General features: G+C 51.6%; 24 protein-coding genes. 2 read left to right on the plus strand and 22 right to left on the minus strand.

Features of this window, described 5'->3' with window-relative positions:
* Both ABVT36_RS17460 and ABVT36_RS17465 read right to left on the minus strand, forming a co-directional pair.
* Nucleotides 1–562, minus strand: a 562-nt coding sequence (locus ABVT36_RS17460) for a DUF6682 family protein (RefSeq protein WP_368457698.1), incomplete at its 3' end; no start/stop codon positions are given.
* Nucleotides 555–1,139 (minus strand): hypothetical protein, encoded by a 585-nt coding sequence (locus ABVT36_RS17465; protein ID WP_368457699.1) that lies wholly within the window; start codon nucleotides 1,137–1,139, stop codon nucleotides 555–557. The genes ABVT36_RS17465 and ABVT36_RS17460, both read right to left, overlap by 8 nt.
* Before the next feature lie 172 nt (nucleotides 1,140–1,311).
* Here ABVT36_RS17465 and ABVT36_RS17470 point away from each other — a divergent pair, with 172 nt between their 5' ends.
* Nucleotides 1,312–1,638, plus strand: a complete 327-nt coding sequence (locus ABVT36_RS17470; RefSeq protein WP_368457700.1) for a response regulator receiver protein — start codon at nucleotides 1,312–1,314, stop codon at nucleotides 1,636–1,638.
* A 326-nt stretch (nucleotides 1,639–1,964) separates the two neighbouring features.
* On the opposite strand, the gene ABVT36_RS17475 is transcribed toward ABVT36_RS17470, so the two are convergent.
* The 20 genes from ABVT36_RS17475 to ABVT36_RS17570 form a co-directional block, all read right to left on the minus strand.
* Nucleotides 1,965–2,204 (minus strand): hypothetical protein, encoded by a 240-nt coding sequence (locus tag ABVT36_RS17475; RefSeq protein WP_368457701.1) that lies wholly within the window; start codon nucleotides 2,202–2,204, stop codon nucleotides 1,965–1,967.
* A gap of 159 nt (nucleotides 2,205–2,363) precedes the next feature.
* Nucleotides 2,364–2,714 (minus strand): hypothetical protein, encoded by a 351-nt coding sequence (locus tag ABVT36_RS17480; protein WP_368457702.1) that lies wholly within the window; start codon nucleotides 2,712–2,714, stop codon nucleotides 2,364–2,366.
* A gap of 1,005 nt (nucleotides 2,715–3,719) precedes the next feature.
* Entirely contained in the window at nucleotides 3,720–4,055 is a 336-nt protein-coding gene (locus ABVT36_RS17485) for a hypothetical protein (RefSeq protein ID WP_368457703.1), read from the minus strand.
* Between the two features lie 211 nt (nucleotides 4,056–4,266).
* Entirely contained in the window at nucleotides 4,267–4,650 is a 384-nt protein-coding gene (locus tag ABVT36_RS17490) for a hypothetical protein (RefSeq protein ID WP_368457704.1), read from the minus strand.
* 62 nt (nucleotides 4,651–4,712) lie between these two features.
* Entirely contained in the window at nucleotides 4,713–5,948 is a 1,236-nt protein-coding gene (locus ABVT36_RS17495; protein ID WP_368457705.1) for a N4-gp56 family major capsid protein, read from the minus strand.
* A gap of 12 nt (nucleotides 5,949–5,960) precedes the next feature.
* Nucleotides 5,961–7,097 (minus strand): hypothetical protein, encoded by a 1,137-nt coding sequence (locus ABVT36_RS17500; protein WP_368457706.1) that lies wholly within the window; start codon nucleotides 7,095–7,097, stop codon nucleotides 5,961–5,963.
* Nucleotides 7,098–7,235: 138 nt separating this feature from the next.
* Nucleotides 7,236–9,326, minus strand: coding sequence for a hypothetical protein (locus ABVT36_RS17505; RefSeq protein WP_368457707.1), 2,091 nt, complete (start codon nucleotides 9,324–9,326; stop codon nucleotides 7,236–7,238).
* Nucleotides 9,326–10,894, minus strand: a complete 1,569-nt coding sequence (locus ABVT36_RS17510; RefSeq protein WP_368457708.1) for a hypothetical protein — start codon at nucleotides 10,892–10,894, stop codon at nucleotides 9,326–9,328. The genes ABVT36_RS17505 and ABVT36_RS17510 overlap by 1 nt, the downstream gene beginning before the upstream one ends.
* Nucleotides 10,895–11,039: 145 nt before the next feature.
* On the minus strand, nucleotides 11,040–11,930 hold the full coding sequence (locus ABVT36_RS17515) for a putative phage abortive infection protein (protein ID WP_368457709.1): 891 nt from the start codon (nucleotides 11,928–11,930) through the stop codon (nucleotides 11,040–11,042).
* An 89-nt stretch (nucleotides 11,931–12,019) separates the two neighbouring features.
* On the minus strand, nucleotides 12,020–12,532 hold the full coding sequence (locus ABVT36_RS17520) for a terminase small subunit (RefSeq protein WP_368457710.1): 513 nt from the start codon (nucleotides 12,530–12,532) through the stop codon (nucleotides 12,020–12,022).
* Complete coding sequence (locus tag ABVT36_RS17525; protein ID WP_368457711.1) at nucleotides 12,532–12,795, minus strand: hypothetical protein; 264 nt, start codon at nucleotides 12,793–12,795, stop codon at nucleotides 12,532–12,534. Before ABVT36_RS17525 ends, ABVT36_RS17520 begins: the two co-directional genes overlap by 1 nt.
* Nucleotides 12,792–13,301: a hypothetical protein gene (locus ABVT36_RS17530; RefSeq protein ID WP_368457712.1), complete on the minus strand. Its 510-nt coding sequence runs from the start codon at nucleotides 13,299–13,301 to the stop codon at nucleotides 12,792–12,794. Before ABVT36_RS17530 ends, ABVT36_RS17525 begins: the two co-directional genes overlap by 4 nt.
* A gap of 264 nt (nucleotides 13,302–13,565) precedes the next feature.
* Nucleotides 13,566–14,402: a hypothetical protein gene (locus ABVT36_RS17535; RefSeq protein ID WP_368457713.1), complete on the minus strand. Its 837-nt coding sequence runs from the start codon at nucleotides 14,400–14,402 to the stop codon at nucleotides 13,566–13,568.
* Between the two features lie 118 nt (nucleotides 14,403–14,520).
* Nucleotides 14,521–14,898 (minus strand): D-Ala-D-Ala carboxypeptidase family metallohydrolase, encoded by a 378-nt coding sequence (locus tag ABVT36_RS17540; protein ID WP_368457714.1) that lies wholly within the window; start codon nucleotides 14,896–14,898, stop codon nucleotides 14,521–14,523.
* 182 nt (nucleotides 14,899–15,080) lie between these two features.
* Nucleotides 15,081–15,938, minus strand: coding sequence for a hypothetical protein (locus ABVT36_RS17545; RefSeq protein WP_368457715.1), 858 nt, complete (start codon nucleotides 15,936–15,938; stop codon nucleotides 15,081–15,083).
* A 311-nt stretch (nucleotides 15,939–16,249) separates the two neighbouring features.
* Complete coding sequence (locus tag ABVT36_RS17550) at nucleotides 16,250–16,639, minus strand: hypothetical protein (protein WP_368457716.1); 390 nt, start codon at nucleotides 16,637–16,639, stop codon at nucleotides 16,250–16,252.
* Entirely contained in the window at nucleotides 16,639–17,079 is a 441-nt protein-coding gene (locus tag ABVT36_RS17555) for a hypothetical protein (protein WP_368457717.1), read from the minus strand. Before ABVT36_RS17555 ends, ABVT36_RS17550 begins: the two co-directional genes overlap by 1 nt.
* Entirely contained in the window at nucleotides 17,051–17,545 is a 495-nt protein-coding gene (locus tag ABVT36_RS17560) for a recombination protein NinB (RefSeq protein WP_368457721.1), read from the minus strand. Before ABVT36_RS17560 ends, ABVT36_RS17555 begins: the two co-directional genes overlap by 29 nt.
* Nucleotides 17,535–17,780: a hypothetical protein gene (locus ABVT36_RS17565; RefSeq protein WP_368457718.1), complete on the minus strand. Its 246-nt coding sequence runs from the start codon at nucleotides 17,778–17,780 to the stop codon at nucleotides 17,535–17,537. The genes ABVT36_RS17560 and ABVT36_RS17565 overlap by 11 nt, the downstream gene beginning before the upstream one ends.
* Before the next feature lie 11 nt (nucleotides 17,781–17,791).
* A complete protein-coding gene (locus ABVT36_RS17570; protein WP_368457719.1) occupies nucleotides 17,792–18,280 on the minus strand; it encodes a hypothetical protein in 489 nt (162 codons plus the stop codon).
* 52 nt (nucleotides 18,281–18,332) lie between these two features.
* Here ABVT36_RS17570 and ABVT36_RS17575 point away from each other — a divergent pair, with 52 nt between their 5' ends.
* Nucleotides 18,333–18,614, plus strand: coding sequence for a hypothetical protein (locus ABVT36_RS17575; protein ID WP_368457720.1), 282 nt, complete (start codon nucleotides 18,333–18,335; stop codon nucleotides 18,612–18,614).
* Nucleotides 18,615–18,677: the final 63 nt, after the last annotated feature.

An 18,677-nucleotide genomic window follows, 5' to 3' on the forward strand; every position in this document is an offset into this window, starting at 1 on the left:
CGTAGTGCTTGCGGCTGCGGGACTCGTTCACGCTACCCTCGGTGTCCTCACTGAACAGCCGATACAGCGCATACTCAATCAATGCCGGGCGGTATTCCGGACCGACCGTTGTCGTCGCCGTTGTCAGGTCATCGTACTCAGCCGGGCGCTTTGCCAAAGTCGCTACTACCGTGCCGGCCACTACCGGCGGGGACAGCTCGAAAACCCGGGGGTTGTGCTCGTCATAGGTGTACTGCCGGGCCTCCGGCTCTGTATTGGCACCGCGCCAGTTGGGCGCCATCAGGTCCAGGTGCTCCCGTGCCACCAGGCGAATACTGCGGCCGGGTTCCGCCAGGCTGCCGTTGTGCTTGATATCCAGCACCCTCAGATAGTCAGCTGGAATCTCTTGACGTGCACCGTCCACCGTGGTGACCTCCACATCCTCCGCAGTGGCCTCCGGCTTGTAGGCCACAATCACCAGCTCCGCATCCAACAGCGCACTGCCAATGGCTTCAGCGCTGTACTGCACTTCATCGGCATCGCGGAGGCTACCGCGCACCTGCGCTATCAGGGCGTTAACCATTGCTATTGATCGTTTCCCAGGCCCGCTTCACATCGTCAGCGGTAATGCCCGGATCACCCGCCAGCGCGCGTACTCTGGCCACTTTAGGCTTGCCGGTGCCCCGATTAAAATGGGCTTCATCTTTCGGCATCGTGCGAATCACCGCCACCAGATCGACTGCCTGATTTTCCGGGTTGTTTTCCGCAGTACTGGGCGCACCGACTTGCCCCTCTCCCTGCGGCTGAATAGATATAAGCGGTTCAGGGCCAGTATCTTCAGGATCGATAACCTCCCCCGTCGCCGGTGCGCTACTTAAAGTCGGTTGCCCGACTTCGCGACGCTCAGTAGGCGATGCTTCGCCCTTCTCATCGTGTACAGAAGCTTCGGGTTGAAGGGGTTGTTCGACCGAAGTGATTCCGACAGCCGAAACATCAACAAGCTGCCATACCTTTGGATGCCGAAGCAGCAGCGCCGCCCAGTCGCGTGGGAAAGCCTGCACATCGCCATGGCCCGCCCAGAGGGTGCCGGTACCGCAGACGGTATCTCTTTTTGCCGGCTTATTGCCGATATATTTGACTTGCACTGTGGGTCCAGTCATTGGAAATCTCCTAAATAGAAAAAGCCCGCATTAAGCGGGCGCGGGGCTATGCTTCAAAGAAGCGTGAACCTATAATTCAACATCCAACTGCGGGGGCCCCGCAGATTTGGATTTACACTACTTCAGTACAAATACCTGAAGGCTCGACCAATAAATAAAGGGTTAAAGGAAAATGCGTAAACTGATAGCCATACTAATTACCGCGCTAATTTCTCTTCCAGCGACAGCAGAAGAGGTGGTATTTACCTCTCAAGTTACAAGAGTCTATCCATTCGGTAATGGAACCTTTGTGATAACCTTACAAGAAAGCTCCCCAAGCTGTACCAGAACTGACAATTACTACCATGTAAAAGTGGGAGAGAATGGTGTAACCCAAGAAGGTTTGCAGCTAATGTTTAGTGCCGCCTTGGCAGCGCTGGCATCTGGAAAAAACGTTTCAATCTTTTTTGACAGCAGCTCTAGTAATTGTTATATCAATCGGTTGTCTATAAATAGATGATCTCCATATCGATCATACCACTCAACCATTTACAGTTGTTCATTTGAATCCGAGCTGTAATTAAATCACTGAAAATCCAAATGAAGAAGCCCGCACTAAGCGGGCTTATGGTCTTACTCTGAAAAAACATTACCCGTTGACTGCCACCAACCAGATCAGTACAGAAAGGGAAAAGGGTTAATCAAATAAAAAATTATTACGCGGAGAAGAAGCTGTGAAAATAAAACACTAATAACGCCGCCAGCACAGGCCAAATCACACAGTGCGGAGGTCCAGCTCCGAAGGGGCCGATTGTGCCTGGCCTTATTAAATGTTTGTTGGTTCGGCTACTGCAATTTATCAAACTTCATTACCCTGTAGTACTCACCGCTTTCTTCACATTTATAGTTACTATCATTAATATCACCGCCCTTTACCTTTGTAAGAGTAATATTATTGAAGTAACAAGTATTGAATGAAGCAGTAAAAACAGCCTCGCCTCTATAGCGCTCACAGCCAGCATAGACCGGGGCTCCGTTTTGAGTCATCTGAGACATAGCAGCTATAAATTTTTGCTTCTTAGCCAATGGCTAATTCCTCATTCTGACATTTAACGCCGCCAGCAAGGGCAGCTTACCTTGTGTACTTCTTGTGCGAAATTGTGAGCGTAACGACCCGCGCAAAAGGTGCGCAAGGTAAGCTGTCCCACGGAGGCCCGAAGGGCCGGAACGAACGTTATCACCTTGTTATGAGCTTTTCTCTATTTTTGACGACATGACTAAAGCTGGCTTGGAATTAAGAGCATCTTGTTGGCACAGTTTTAGAAGCTCAATTGTTTCTTGAATAACACGGTTTGCGTCACCATTCAGTTCTTGTAACGCATCTAATTCATCCATTGACGAAATCCAATCTACCAACTTACAAGATACCTTGAGACTTTTCTCTAATGGCTCCCAGAAAGTAGGTCTAGCCAAGCTCCAAATTCCAACTTCTAAGGAGATTTCACCAGTTCTCATACTGTCTAGTATGCCAATAGCCAGGCTTGCCAAGTAGAACTCAGCATTTTCAATATCTGTTTTGAGTACCAACTGTTCCATTACTTTAAATTCACATTCTTGAATTAGAAGATCGCTCAAACCTTACTGAAAAACCATTATTCACAGTATGTTATAGATTTTCGATCAAATAGCAACCAGAGATAGTGGACCACAGGCCTGGAGCTTCATTGCCTGTGATTGTTATGAGCCGCAGAGCTACGCCCATGCTGGAGGTAACCCCACACCGAAAAGGAAACATGCGAAAATTACGCCCGACGTGGCACTTGCCCAGAACCAATACAGTAATTTCCTTCTATTCTTATCGCAGTATTCAATTCCTACAGAATCAGTCAAATCTGCATACCAACGGTCTTTCATATATTTAACTGTAGGCCAGGCAGTTGCAAGACTCTGATCTGACCAAATTGTTGGACAACCTACATCCTCCCATATCAGCACATGATTTCTTTCTAAGTATTTGTAAAACCTATACTGATAGACTGTTCCGGCTATCATTATCACTACCCAAACATATAGAAAAATCGCGGTTGGGTGAAGGAAGGAATCAGTCATCGTTCTAGCTCATAGCGCCCGCATTTAGGGCCGAAGTGAAGCCTAGCGGAACGTAGATCCCAGCCGCGATAGCAGCGATGTTGCCTAAACTTGTTATGAGCGCCTACGAAGTGCACCTTTTACGCCGCCGGTTCTTATTGGGCCAAACGTTCTAAATACTTGATCCACCAACAGCGGCAACACGATAAAGATCACGAAAACCGACAGCCAGCTAAAGTAGAAGAACAAATAAAAGAACGCTGCAGTTCCTATTGCTGATCCGAATATTCCTTCAATGAAATTTGCCCACCATGGTCGATGATAAATTGAGACACACTCTCCACACACATAATTGTTGCTAAGAACCGGCACTCTCAGGCTCTTTTTTGAGCAGTTTGGACATTTCCTTTTAAGCATGCTCGATTAGCCCATAACGTTTTGCTAATGGGCCGACTGAAATGAAGTGTAAGGAGATCCAGCCGCAGGCGTACATTGAGCAATTTGTTATCTACATTAATAACTAACTCGTATATATTTGGGTCTTTCTCGATCTCCCCAGTCGTCGCAGTCACCTTTCCCATTTACGGTAATATTCCTACCGGTTGAAGCAGCAGCCAAAAGTAGAGAGTACATTGCCTTTCCTTGATCCGTATCAACTCTGAATGCCCACTCTTTTCCTCCGTTTGCACTACAAGCTGCTTTATTAGTGTTGTTCTCTGTTTCAAAAAATATTACTCCAGTACCATCTCCTTTTTCATGGGCGTAAATGTTGATTATTTTTCCACTTCCTGTTCCGGCTATTGTAAAACATGAAACTGTTGCAAATAATAAAAAAATTATACTTCTCATTTCTATCCTCTTAGTAGATAACAGTTTATTAAAGAGCCAATGGCTCTCGAACCCATTTCATCCCCAAGTAAATCAATGACTTAGAGAAGGCTCCCGGTGGCTATCAGCCATGGCTCTTTAATTCGGGGCTTGGCGCATAATATTTCCAGCAGAACGGAACTGTCAATGCGCCACTTTAGGGATGAGTGATTGTATGATTTTTAACCAGCACTCAGGCCCCAACGTACACATACTTGACAATGCACTCCACTTCCCCCGTAGCACTTCCGCCGGCCAGAGACAGCTGGAGTTCAGTCGGTTCGGGGAGGAGAATGGACTTGCCGGTATAGACCGTATTGCCTGAATTCGCGGTGTTGGTGGCGGGCAACACTGGAGTGCTGCTGTCCTCTCCGACCGCATCGACGGCAACCGTGGTGGATGCGCCCAGTGCGTCATTGACCATGCGAAAGCCGGTGATTTGGGTCATTGCCGGCAGCTTGAGCACAGGGCCGACGGTGCCGGCTGCATCACCTTCGTAAATGGCCCTGCCGGTGGCAACACACAGGTTGCCGTATTCACCATTTTGCTGGATGGTGTTGAGATCTGGGGTTTTCATATTGGATCACTCCAAAGAAGTTAAGAGGAATAAAGCGGGAGCCAAACCCCCGCCCTTATCGGTCAGTTGCCGCTGACCGCTGTGTCATGCACCATCACACCGTGGTCGTTAGTCCGACCGTCGGTGCCCTTAAAGCGGATCTTCGCCTTGCCATTCATCCAGGCAATCGAGTGCTCCACCACGTTTCCGTGGTCGGTCTTCTCTTCGTGCATGGAAAAGTGCATACCGCCCTTGGCCTTCTTGCCACTGCGGCCATAGGCATTGGCCAGCGCCTGGCCACCTAGAAGAATGGCGCGGTCGATGGTGGTGCCCGCTGTCTGCGTCGAAGTCCCCGCATTGGCGCTGTTGGTACACACATTGACATTGGTACCGGCGATAAATCGCACCGGGCGCTTCATCTTGCGCACCAGGATGCCGTTCCACATGGCGCACTCCCCCAAAAACACCGGGTGCTTAAAATGGGCCGCGCGCTGGTGTGCATTGGCCGTGAGCGCCCGCCAGTCGTTGCCGCTGGTGGAGGTCCAGAAGTCGTGCCACTGGCGTGGGGACACAAACAGCACATGGAAAGGCGCATCGTCCGCCTGGGGATCGCCCTCGAACTTCACCGGCTGTAGCGGGAACGGCATCTCATCGAGTATCAGCCGCATATTGTCCACACTGGCCAGGGTAAAGAGGTCGGCACTGTCGAGGTTGTCCACCGCCGTGGCATCACCACCGTAGGTGTGGCGGTCGTAGGTGGGCGGGGTCAGCGAGTTGACACAGATCTTTTGAAAATCCGTATCGTCCTCCAGCGGCACAATCCAGTCGGAGTCATTGTGTACCCCTCGGGCTCCGGCCAGGTGGATCAACACCAGCTGGTCTTCCAGGGTGGTGTAGTAAGGCCCCAGCAGGGTTTGGGCCAGTAGCTTGAGATCGTGCGCGGTGCGCTGCTGACTCATAGCGCCGCCCGAATCCACCATGGTACGGCCCTGGTCGATCTTCAGCTGGAACTGGCTGGAGGTCAGGCTGGCGCCCTTACCCGCCAGCTTGCTGTCGCCCATGACCGGCTTCTGACGCAGTTGGTGGTACAGGTCCACCGTGACTTCATCACCGGCATTCTTGGACAAATCCGTAATACGGACCACAGGCGCACCGGGGTTGGTCTGACGCTTGCCGTCGATCTTTTTCTTATCGGCCTTCTTGGGCGCGGGCCCGGTCAGCACATTGGTAAATGAAGCGCGGCGTGTGGCCTCCATAAAGAGCGCCGCGTTAAAAATGCGGTTGCGCGCAGCACTACCCGCGGAGATGGAAGTTGACATAGTAAATACCTGTTATTCACCGAGTTCGGCCATCAACGACTCGATCTGGTCCTGTGACATATTCTCCATCGCCACTGCCAGTTCCGCTTCGGACATTTCGGAGAATTGATCCAAGCGGGACTTTTCTGCGGTCGAAGAGTGGCCTATATCGGTCAGCGATTGAGGGAATTGGTTCTTGGTCGCTTCCTCGACTTTCGCTTTGGCTTTATCGGCCAGCGCTTGTGCGTCCTGGCCGGGTTCGTCCTGGGGTTTGTCGGGAACACCAAAGGCGGCCTGGGTACGCTTGACGACTTCTTTAAAGCGTTCCTCGAACGACGCCTCCTTAAAGGCGGGGTCTTGTTTGAGCTTTTCATCGACGATAATGGCCATCTCCCATTTATCGGGATCATTCTGTCTCCAGTCGGACAGGCTCGGATTGTTGGCGATGGCGCTTTCCACCTGTTGTTGCACAGCATCAGGCCCTTGGTCAGGCACCGGGGGTGCTGCCTTTTCCCGGTCCTGGCTAATGGCCTCCTGCAACTGCTGATTCTGCAACGCCAGGGCGCGCACCACTTCACCAAGGTTTCCGTATTCGCTCAATGTTTCGAGCATCTCGTCATCAATGTCGATTTTTTGGAGTACATCGGCCGGGGTCAGGTTGTTGGCTTGCAGCTGCTGCTTGAGCTGATCATTGACAGACTTCAGCTGCGCCAGCTCCGCCTGGGTGCCACTGAGGTTCTGCTGCAGTTCCTCAGTGCGGTTGTGCAGTGCACTGGCTCGCTCCCGTGCATTTTGCAGCACCGCATAGGGGATCTTGTGCTGGCCGTTACGGCTCTCCACATACCGCTCGCCGTCACCACTGCCACCATCACCCTCCGAATCGGTCGGCTGTTCGCCCGGCTGGTCGGCATCGGGCGAGGTGCCGTCGTTATCGCCCTGTTTACCAGCGTCGCTATCGCCTTCCTCCTCAGAGGCTGTTTCGTCCTGATCGTCGCTGCCCTTGTCACCCTCCTGGCCATCATCGGGTGTCTCTGCTTCGCTGGACTCATCACCAAAACCAAGCAGTTCCTCGATTGCATCTTCATCACCGCTTTCGAGAATTTCGTTGATTTCGTCTTCCGACTTGCCCAGTCCGTCCAGATCCACATCGTCCATCTCAAACTTACTCATCGTTTCTCCACCTTTTACCAGTTCTCGCATGGTTGCGAAGTCGCCCTCTATCGCTCGGGCGTGCGGAAGTCCGGACATAAAAAAACCCGCACAGAGCGGGTTATTTACATCCGGGGTTGGCCGTTGCCGGCCAATAGGTTATGCAGTCATTGGGCTATCCCCAACCTGCTGGAATCTGAGTTGCGAGCGTTTTAGTGCCACATCCGCAATAATGCTCTTGAGTTCCGCGATCAGTTTTTCAGTGCTGGCGTCCAGCTGTCGAAGTTCCGCCGGTCCCAATTTCGACTTGCCCTGCTCGGTACCGGCTTGCGCCTCCAGTTTGGCGGCTTCCGCGGCCAGCTTGCGCACCTTCTCCTGCGCCTCGGCCATACCCAGCTGTTGCATCGCCTGCTCAAACTGCTGCGCCTGTTGCATCTGGGCGCGCTGCTCCGGGGTCAAGTCTTCAGGGTTGCCCCGGCCGGTTACCTCGCGAATACGTTTAACGATCTCATCCCGCTTGGGCAGGTCGGTGCTCTCCACAATCAAATCCAGCATTACCATTTGCATATCCGGCGGCAGGCTTGATGCCAGTTCCATCATGCGCTGGGAAACCTGGGCGCGGTAACTGGGCGTGCTGGCAATGTCCCCCAGCACCACCTGCAATTTGGCCTTGGTCACCAGATTGGTTCTGGGCTGGCCGGTGCCCTCGGTGCCGTTGAGCACGATGACCTTGGTTTTATCCGGTTTGCCCACATTGCGCGACACGGCCACATCCGGCCGGTGACTGAGGTCGTGAATCACCTGCGCCATCAGCAACTCGCCCACCTGCTGACGGGCGAAGCGGTAGTTGTCGGTGAGTTCCGCAAGGGTGGTGCTGCCCTGCTCCACCAGCGAGTCGATCGCCACTCCGGACTTGGCCCCACTCTCCTGGCCGAGGAATGCGGAATACACCCCGGCGGTCTCCTGGATAATCCGCTGCGCCTCCTGCATCACGGAGAACTGCTGTGCGGCGACGTGGGTTTGCTGCTCCACACGAAAGGCGTTGTTGTTTCTGGTGGTGCGGGTGGGATTGAGATTCACGACGCCATCAGCACGGTAAAACTCATCCAGCATCTCTTCATCAGACATATTCCCCGCCAGCGCATCCTCATCCTTGACCACATGGACCTTGTTTAACAGGAAGGTGAGTTTTTGCCGGCGCACATTCACCTCATCCTGTGCCGGCATCATCCGTCGGCCCAGGCCGTAAGGCACATAGGTTGTGTCCTCCCTAAAACCCCAGAAGGGCACATAGGGAAACTGGTTGTGCGGGTGCGGCGAGGGAATATCCACCAGCCGGTGCGGGCCGATAAAATAGGCCAGCCGCATCTTTGGAAACGTCATGGTGCGCACCTGCACCCGGTTGCTGGCCAGCAGCGCCTGGTGCATCCGGTTCCGCGGGTCCACCTCCAGCACATGCCCCTCGCGGGTGAACATCACCGGACGCTCCACATAGTGGCGGTAGTAGACCTCATAGATGAGGGCGCGCTCCCGGTCGCTGTCCCACCAGTCCTGCAGAAACATATCCGTGCTGGTGTAGTCGGAATAGGCGCCCAGCAGGTCGTCCCGCTGCATCAGCTGGTATTCGGTGTCGAATCCGTCCCAGCCCTGGCAGGCAAACTCAATCAAATGTTTATGGCCCGGAAATGCCAGTTGCGCCTCATCCTTGTCCACCCAGCGCCGCCGCAACAGCCAGCGCGCATTGGCCAGATCCGGGTCCGCGTGCCAGTCCCAGAAAATCTCATTGCGGTGCACCCGCTTGCAGCGGTAGGGGTAGGCGAAAGGATCCCTGCCGCGGGTCACCTCCACCCAGTCCAGGCCGCATTTGACCTGGCCGGCAAAGGCATCGGCACACGCCTTGTCCACCCGCGTCATGCGCGCCGCTTCATTCAGCCTCTCGTTAATGCCCTCGGCCACCTCCACGCTGTCGTCATCGTCCGGACGCACCACCCAATCTGCCCGGGTGCGGGCTTCCAGGCCCAATACCCCGTCGATGGCCGGCGCCATCAGGTTGTGAGTCAGGATCGGTTGACCACGGGATTCCAGCAACTCGCGCATCTCGGGGGTAATCTGGTTGCTGTCGTAATAGGCGCAGGCCCGGTCCGCCTCGCTGCGCCACTCCGGCTGCACGCGGATATCGTCCAGAAAGCGCTCCAGTTTTCTGAGTGGCAGTCCCCCCTGCTGCTTTGCGTGGTCAATGCCAAAGGACATTAGGGCGCTCTCCAGTTGCGCGGTGGCCTGCGCCCACGACGCCCTCTGCCTTTTTCCGGTGCAGCCACCGGTACCGCCAGGGTCAGCGCCAGCGCCTCGGCTTCATCGGGGGAACGGACTTCACGTTTCTTCATCTGTTCTTTTGTTTCCAACACCAGCTGTTGCTTCACGTTATAGGTGTACTGCGGCGCGATCAGGTCCGCGTGCAGGCTGTTCACGTCGGGGATGGAGACACAACCTCCCAGCCAGTCGGCCAGGTTGTCCCACATCTCCGCACGCAGGTTATAATACTGCTCCGGCTCACTGGCCGCGGAGCCCGCATTGATACCAATCACCGGGTAACCCATATCCTCCAGGGCATCCACAGTGCCCGCACCCAGGCCCACTTCATCGACGAAGATGGCATCCACCGGGTTGCCCGCTTCCCCATAGGCATCGCACTCCCTGGCAATCTTGGCCGCCAGCTGGGTGGTGCTGGTTTTAAGCAGGCTCTTGAGGCCCCAGGCTTTATTGCCCTTGCGGTGTATCCAGCTGGCCCGGTCACCGCCGTAGCGGGCCGGATCCACACCGACAATATGCGCGCCGTAATGGCTGACCTCGCTGTCGTCCCGTTTCCGGGCTGCGGCTACCAGTGCGGTACTGCACAGCGTGTCCTGCCCGGACTGCTGGAAGGCATCGGCGGCACAGAAGGGGTATTCCTGGAGGAACAGCCAGCCCCATTCACCGACATCGCCTCCCAGCTGAATGTTCTTCTGGTGCGCCCAGTACAGCTGCTCCAGATCCAGCTTGTAGGTCTTGGCGGTATTCAGTTCCGTATCACTGGGCTTCCAGCCCTCGGGCGCTTTCTTGCGGTACTCCGGCTGCCAGTACCAGGGCAGGAAAATGGCGATAAACTCCGACTCCCCGGACTCGGCCTTCTGCCAGAGCTCATGGAAGTAACCCCCGATACCGTTGGCCGTACTCTCGAATACGATTTCACTGTTCTCGCCCTCCGGCACCGCCTGCAACACCCCCGCCGCATGGGTCTGGGCATTGGGCCAGTGCGCCACCTCGGAGCCGTGGAAATAGTGAATCGTGCTGGAGCGCCCCGCCCCTTTACTGCCCGCAGTCGCCACCTTGTAGCCGCTGTCGTTCTGCACAAACTGCAGCTCCTTGGCGCTGGCGCTACTGGTGGCCGGCTTCAATAGCGGGTGCAGATTGTCGTGATACCGGAACACCATATCGAACAGGTTATCGGTGGCCTGCTGCAGGTGCGTCAAAATAAACGCCTTAACCGCCTTACGAAACCGGGTCTTCCAGTAGTAGCGCCCCTCCACATAGGTACTGATACCCTGCTGGCGTCCCTTGAGAATCAGCGCCCGCACCATGCCCAGCTCAAACAGCTGTTCCTCTAGCCGCTCATGGACATACTTCTGCGCCCGGTTGAGTTTTAACGGCTCCAAAGCACCGCGTTTGGTGGCAATCTTCAGCTGCTTCAGCGCAAAAAAAGGAAAGTCGTGAACACAGCGCTTGATCAGATCCCGAACCTTCTCCACTTCATCCAAGGAGATCTCCGCTTCCAGGTTCATGAATCAATCATCTCGTAAATAAGGGTTATCCAGCCACTTTCACCAGAATTAATGGGCACAAAAAAGCCCGCGCTGAGCGGGCTATGAATTTTTAGACATCTTCCTTCATACCGCGTAAATTAGGATTACTTACCTTCGCTTTAAATTAAACAGATGTCTCTTCCGCTTCAGGTTCAGGTACGACCGCATCCGTAGTGAGAAGCCATTCGTTATGAGAGGGATCAATATAAAGATCTTCCGGCATACTTTCAAACAACGAATAGTTCTGAGCTAGTGGCAAGAATTTTCCTCGGCCCTTATCTGAGAAGCAATTATAAAAAACTAGCATCACCTCATAAATAGATAGCTGCGACTTAATTAAACTTCCATAGAAATTCTTATCCCCTATCGATATTTTTCCATTATCGATAAATTTATAAATATAATACAAATTTCTAAAATAATGCGCCAAACTATGTCGATATTTATTAAACAATTCACTGTATTTATCATTGATAGCTTCCATAGACTGGGCATTTGGGCCTAAATTCCGGCACTCAATCTTCAGATTATTCAGCATCTCTACGAAACAGGCCCTTCCAACATGTCTTATTGGATTAGTAGCACGTCCAGTCTGCAAACTAATTGAATCGACAATATAATTATGAAGTTTAAGCATCTGAAAAAATGTATTTTCAAATTTTTGTTGAACCAAGGTTTCATTCTGAGACGTTAATTCAGCCCTGGTCATCTCCATCTCTTTTCGGGTTAATCCAAGCTCCTTGCTTTGTAAGAGTATTGTAAGCAGGAGTGCAAATAATCCAAAAAAAGCAAATACAGGATTGAGACTACCACCAATAAAATCACCAAATTCAGCCCATCGAGAATGATCACTCGACAAGCCTTTTCCGAACATACCTATATATTCAATAATGACTAACGCAGCAATAATAAAAGCCATAAAAAAAGAAAATATCACCAACCCTCTGATACTAAATATTTTTTTTAACCAACTTTGAAACCATTCATTTCTCTTTGTTTCTTTTTCTGCAGGCACAGCTCTCTCCTTGACACCTAATAGTCGTACAGTGGCGCCATTATGCAACCTTCCATACCGTCAGTAAATGTAGCTACCGTGGTCACCCATTACTCAATCAGCTCATCTATCAACGACTGCAACGTGACCTTAACCTCTTTTTGCTCGCGGAATGCCTGAACATTCACATGCTTGCCCAGCAGTTCGAGGTTCTTCACCTTGTCCGGCCATTTGATCTTCTTCAGTACACCGACAATCTGGCGCTGATCGCCACTGCCTTCCCAGAGCTCCGTCAGGTCCATGCCGGAAAGGAATTGGCGCCAGACCTTCGGCCACTCCCGAATGGGCTTCAGCGAACCGTCATCAGCGAGAATGTCCAGCACATCCATCTGGTCAATCTCGGCCAGGCGCCTCAGCACATAGTCCGCGTCAACCTGAGTGCGCTCTGAGCGTTTATCTTGGGCCAAAGAAATAGCGCGATTGATGTCAACATTTGTCAACAGACGCTGACCTTGAGATTTTGCTGTTTTCTCACTGTAACCAGCTCGGATAGCAGCCTGAGTAGCGTTCAAATCCTTCAAATACTCAGCGACGAATAGCTTCTGCTTATCGTTGAGGGCCATTACTCTCCCCGCTCTATCAGCCTTTCCAGCTTGTTATCAATACGCTGGAGCCGGGTCCGGATCTCGTCCTTGAACTCAGCTATGTGCTTCTGCTCAAGGGAGCGGAGGTCTGATTCGTGCTGAATCGCTTGGGAGTTGGCACCAATCCCCTTCTCAACATCAGATCCCCATACAAACAAACCAACCACCAGCAGGATGATGCTCACTATCTGGGTGACAGATACGCTCTTGCTCAAGTGCCAATGCTCCGTTTGAGTGGTCATGGTTTCACCATCGCCTTTGTCTTTTCCTTACTTCCCTGGCTGGAGCCGTACCAGAACTGCAGGATCATTGGTATTGCACCGGTGATCACGCCGAGCATCAGAGTTCCGGTCTGTTCGAATGCCGGGGTTACCTCTACACTGCCGGAGAACAGCAGGTAGGTCAGGAAGAAATAGCCGCTGATAAACACAAACGACAGCACCGCCTGAACCCACAGGCCCCCTTTAATACCAAGTTCCCGTGCACTCTTGCGATCCTCCACTTCCAGCTGGTACACATCGATGTCCAGCTCGCGCATCTTCACCTTGAAGTCGTTGTCGAGCCCCCGGAGCTCCAACAGCTTCTCAGGGCTCGCGTTCTGTACCAGTTCCGCTATGTCCTGCTCACTACCCTCACCATCCTTCAGGAAATGATCGGAGAGGAACTTCACCGCAGTACCCGCCACCGGGCCACCCAAGGCAGCGCCCAGGGTCGGGGCCACGCTTTTAACGATTGCTTTCCAGCTCATAGTTATCTCCGGGCATAAAAAAACCGGCTCAGTGGCCGGTTTGAGTGATTGGGTGTCTGACAGAAGCAACAACCGCAAGCAACGTAGCTAATTTATACTACCAAAACGGAAAGTCTCCCAAAAAGTGTCAGCCCCAAAAAGCAGCTGCTGTTGAAACTAGACCTTGTTCGTCATACATCAAGATTTGTACAGGACTCAGAGGGTAGGTACTTCGTATTCCATTTTCTGGCATGTGATTTCCAATAGATTGGGAGTCCTAACGCTTCAATCAGTCGACGCATCAGTGGCCGGCTGCACTGACTTGTTAGTTTTATCTTGCACAGTGTCACCAGATTTTTCTTCTAGCTCAATAGCTGAATAGCCATACTGGGCTGCTTGAAAGAGTGAAAATAGTACAGCAATGAATCCAAGAGCTTTTACTGTAGGGCGCTCAAGAAAGGCATTTACTTTAGCACCCCAGTTTTTATTATGAACGACCACTTTATTTCGCTGAAGTAGATAATACATGTGTTGGAACCAGTAGGCCTTGCCCATAGTTGACTTATGAAGCTTCACATATTCTTTAGCTGCAAAAGCCTCAACTTCTTCCTTCCCTGTTAAAACATCACGATGCTCGCCATCATTCAAAGTCATGAGGCTGGCCATTCTTGGGTGATTCACACAGTTCTTTCCATATACAGACAATATTAATGATGATAAGTTAAACTTCTTTGAATCAGGGATTCCTTTTCCATCCTCGCCTGAAAGTACTTTGTATCTATGGATTAACGCTTCAAATCCATAGTTGATGTTTGACATATTCCAATGCAACCAATAACCACTGTCGTTATCTGCAATAAATGAAAAAAAATGTGCAAGCATTTCTTTTTCAAGATCATTGTAGTGCTGGTCAATATTCTCTCGAAGAATTTTTCTAATTTCGGCTATCAAATGAATCGAGAAGCTGTGCATCGTAGAGCTTCCCACGTGTAGTACTGCAATCGATGTTATCCTTGGTGAGTAGTTTTCATTATTATCATTTAAGCTCTCACATGAGTAGTGAACGATAAACAGACTTTGTTCATTCTCATGCAGCCTCTTTAATGTCTCTTTAGCGTTCAACTAACACTCCTAATTCTGATTGCAAACTAGCATTTATATAATGACCACCATGACCATTATTATCCAGATTACTGGCTCGGAAACAATGCTATTCCACTTCCCCCAGATGCTTGCCCCCTCAATAACTCCAGACAGTAGGCCGTATACGCCCACCCTGTATAGGCCCAAGATCGTCCATATGGAGGAATCGTCCGCCATAAGCGCCCTTCTGCTTCACCCCAATACCGGTAAAGCCCTCCTCCTGCGCGATGCTCAGCAGCTCATAGGCCCGCCCACCAGCAACAGATACATCCACCGCCTGCCCCGTGGTGTGCGTCATGGTGGAGCCGATCTTGGCGCAATGGGCCGGGCAGCGATAACCCGAATTGATCACCATCGGTTTGTTAAGTCGCTCCCTAACCTTGATCAATCGGTGCAAGGTCTCATCCGAGAAGTGGTTCTTACCACAACAACGGCAAGCCAACTCCTCTTCCGTGAAGTAGTCGTTCTTGAACATGGGATCACCAGAAATGAAAAAGCCCGCACTGGGCGGGCTCAACAATAGTTTCGACTGTAAAATACTCTACTAAGGAGTATTATTTTTTTAGAATGCCAACAATTTCCACGCTTAATAAAATAGTGTTAACTTTCTCTGATAGGGCTTCTTATACATATAAACTTCGGCCATGCAAGAATAACTTATAGTGATGAGATTACTTTATTTTTTGTAGCGTCACTAGAGGTTTCAAACACAACTCTATTGTCCTGCAGCAATCTATACACTCCGTACCCATAATGAATAACATTTCCCCAAGCTCTATTCCTAAAAATCACCTGATTAATTGACTCCCAGCGAGAATTATAAAAAACATTATAGTCGCCAGAAATATCAACGGCATACTTAGCAACGTTGCCCTCTAAAGAAGCTCCAAACCATGTATTATTGTTTGGAGGTCCATGCGGATCTTCGGAATTATAGTCATCTACAAGGACAATGTGTGAAACTCCATCCAATACCTCTCCCTCATTAGACCAATGCGAGTATCGTCCACCGTAAAAATTGTTCTGATTTACCCATCCTCTATTCCAAGGCTGTAACAGAAGATTTCTTTGATTATTCTCCAAGTGCCTTATATGTACATTGTTATATGCTGTACCTTGGCCATTTCCAACCAGTGCCAATCCATACTTAAAATTTCTAATATTGGCAATTTCAATATGTGAGTTGATAACGTTGACTATGTAAACCCCTGTCCCAGGATCAGTCCAAAGTCCGTTACCAGGGTCGGCACTAACATTAATTACGTGAGGCAGGATAAGCTTCACATTGGAAAGCCCTTGCACAACTAGAGCCCTAATTGAACCATCTTCTACGTATACCGTATTATCTTGCGCATCCATACTGCACTTGACGTAGATTGGCTCGTTAATACGATAGTCTTGATCCAGTCGCACGAACCCGTCATTTAGACACGAAGAATCAATAAGCTCTTGTAATTCTTCACCGGTCCCCTCAGAGAACGCTAGTTGAGAACAAAGCAGAAAAGCTAAAGTCATTACCCTCTTTATCATTCCAATCCTCACTTGGTAAAAATCTAAATTACCGACAATTGATATTAAGTTTTGTAAATATCCCGGATAGAAGCATAACGCGCCCAGCTGAAAAGTCTACAGAGTGTAATATCATGTAATAGTAAAACTACACACTTTGTTCACATTTCCAATAAAAAAGCCCTGCAGATCAGCCCGCAGGGCTTTTAAGGGGGGGGTAATAATGGTCCCGCTGTGCATACTTCTGCGACAGCTTACCTAAAAATAGCACCTAGGCGCCTAGGCTGTCAATACATACAGTCTGTATTTAGATACAGTTATGCGGCATTTTGCGCCAAATAGAACGCCTCTACCGTTCCCTCTATGAGATTGCACATATTGTCCACCCAGGCTTTTGACCTTTTAAGCCTTTTTGCCACCTTCTGTCGCTCCCAGCGATAGTAGTAACGCAACCAAAACACGGCCTCTTCCAACTTGGCCCGCTCGCGGTCTTTACGCCTCATGACGGCATTCAGGTACACCAGGACTGCCCTGTCTACTTGCTCAGCTCGCTCATAGTCGATAGGCTCTCGGCCACTGGGCACCTTTAGCCCAAACGCCGCCATACGGGGCCAGCTGACTGAATCCCCTGCCCTCTCTGGATAAGCCCGTGACCACTCCCATAGGAGATCGCGGATTTCAATCGCGGACGTTGCGTGCTCCTGCATCAGAAATACCCGACAAACTCTATTCGTCCCATATCGCCGCCCTTCCTCAGCACCTGCATACGGCGGTACTCCTCTCGGTAATGCCTCGATATTTCGCTCTTGTGTCTTTGCTTTACATCCCGCCTGGCGAATCGGGCATTGTCCACCACCTGCTTTTTCTCCAGCAGGATGTCGTAGGCGCCCTCCCCAAGTCTTTCCCTTACCCACCGGGTGAACTCGTGAGGGTTACCCTCAAAGAAGTAGTGACAGCGGGTGCAGTGTGCAAAAGCGTTGTCTGGGTCGAACCGAACGGCGTAGCTGCCCCGCCCATGAAAGTGGGAACATTGCAGCCCGGCGCTGTTTTCAGGGTATTCACTTTCGCAGCCCTCACATCGCCAGCCAGCCCTTTCCCGTACACACCTTGAGAACCATTTATCCGCGCTTGTGATCTTTACACCCACGGCTCAACTCTCCCCAAATGGCCTTGTATTCCCCCGCATAGGGGTCCGTCACAGTGATGTGCCAAAAATCAAAGACGAAACGGCGCACATCTTCCAAATACTCCGAGAACTTCTTTTTCGTCAGCTTCGTGGTCGAGCCGTACAGCGTGATGCTTTTGCCCTTCGCCTCGATGCTGCCAATGGCCAGGAACTTCTGCTTGAATATCTCGTGCAGCAGCTCCTTGGTGTAGGGATGCTCTGTGCCGTCATCGCAAGGGATGACTATGCCAGCCTCATCCAGCTGGCGGGCGATCTCCGCATATACCCAGCCCCACAAGAATCGGTTCTGCAAGGTACTGCGAGTTGCCCTGAACGGTTCCACCTTGACCGCCATGGGCTTCTCAGAATCCGGTTTCAGGCGGTTCAGGTGATCCAGGGCGTTGGCCTTCTGTACCGGAGTCCGCACCACCCAGAATTCACCTTCCATCACTCGATCCGCTCCGCTCTAATTTCTCTGTAAACTGGGATGGGCTGGAAAACACACCCACTAGGCCAATGCCTGTTTCAATGCGATGTTGCGCAGCGACAGTATTGGCGAATACGGCGTCGTAGAGACCTCCGTAGCCCCTTCCTGACTTCTTCACACGAAACACGGCCAGCGGGCTTTCCTCGCTCGCGAATTTCAGCCGCCGTGCAATGTCGCTTACAGTCATCCAGGACATAGATACTCTCCTCAGGCCTCCGCAAGCAGGGATCTCAGGTCGCCCAGTGTCTTGCTACCAATTGACCTGGAGCGCTCCTGTGCGCTCTTGTCAGGCAGCTTCAAGGGCTCAAACCTTCGGTACATCTGCGATCCGGGTGCTGGCTGACACATGCCGATAAACTCCGCATAGTTCGGTGGCCACTGATCCGTCTCCCCCTGCCGGGCGGCCTCCTGGTTGCGAAACTCGACGTAACGCATACCTCTCTGCCACGCCATCTCACTCAATCCCCGGGTCTTCTTCGCCCACAACATGAAATCCTCGCTGTAGCGGTGAGCCACCTCATCCGCCTTTGAGTCATGTAGCGCATGCTGGGACGACCACTTGTGGCCATACAGCTGGTTCATCCGCTTCCACAGGGCCAGCAGCAGTTCTTCGTGCCTGGGCTCTAGCGGCTGCGGCGTTGATCTGTCGATGTTGCTCCTGGAGGCGGTTGCCAGGGCTTGACGAATGGTTTTCATTGCGGACTCCCTGTGTTGGATTGACTGCCGGTAAGCTGAACTCTTCACGCCAGTGCTGGCCAGGGCCGAAAAAGGTCTTCGCCTGCTTGACATACTCGGTCCCGATCTTGTCGGTCGTCTGGCAGAACTGTCGGTAACGCAGCAAACCAGCGTGAAAATCATGGAACGGGTGCGATTTGCGCTGTCGTCGGTAGGCTTTCAGCGCCTCCGCTTTGGGATTGCCACCGGCTCGCTTGGGATAAATCTCCCAGAGTTCCGCGAATTCCTGCTCGATGGGATCGAGTTGGTCACCAGGCGGGTCCGAAGTATTTATATTCTGATCTTGGTAACCTGATAGATTGGTATACTGATACGTCGGATTTTTTTCCGACCCTACCTCGGATTTTTTTCCGAGGTT

This window comes from Microbulbifer sp. TYP-18 (assembly GCF_040932045.1).
Lineage (GTDB): Bacteria > Pseudomonadota > Gammaproteobacteria > Pseudomonadales > Cellvibrionaceae > Microbulbifer.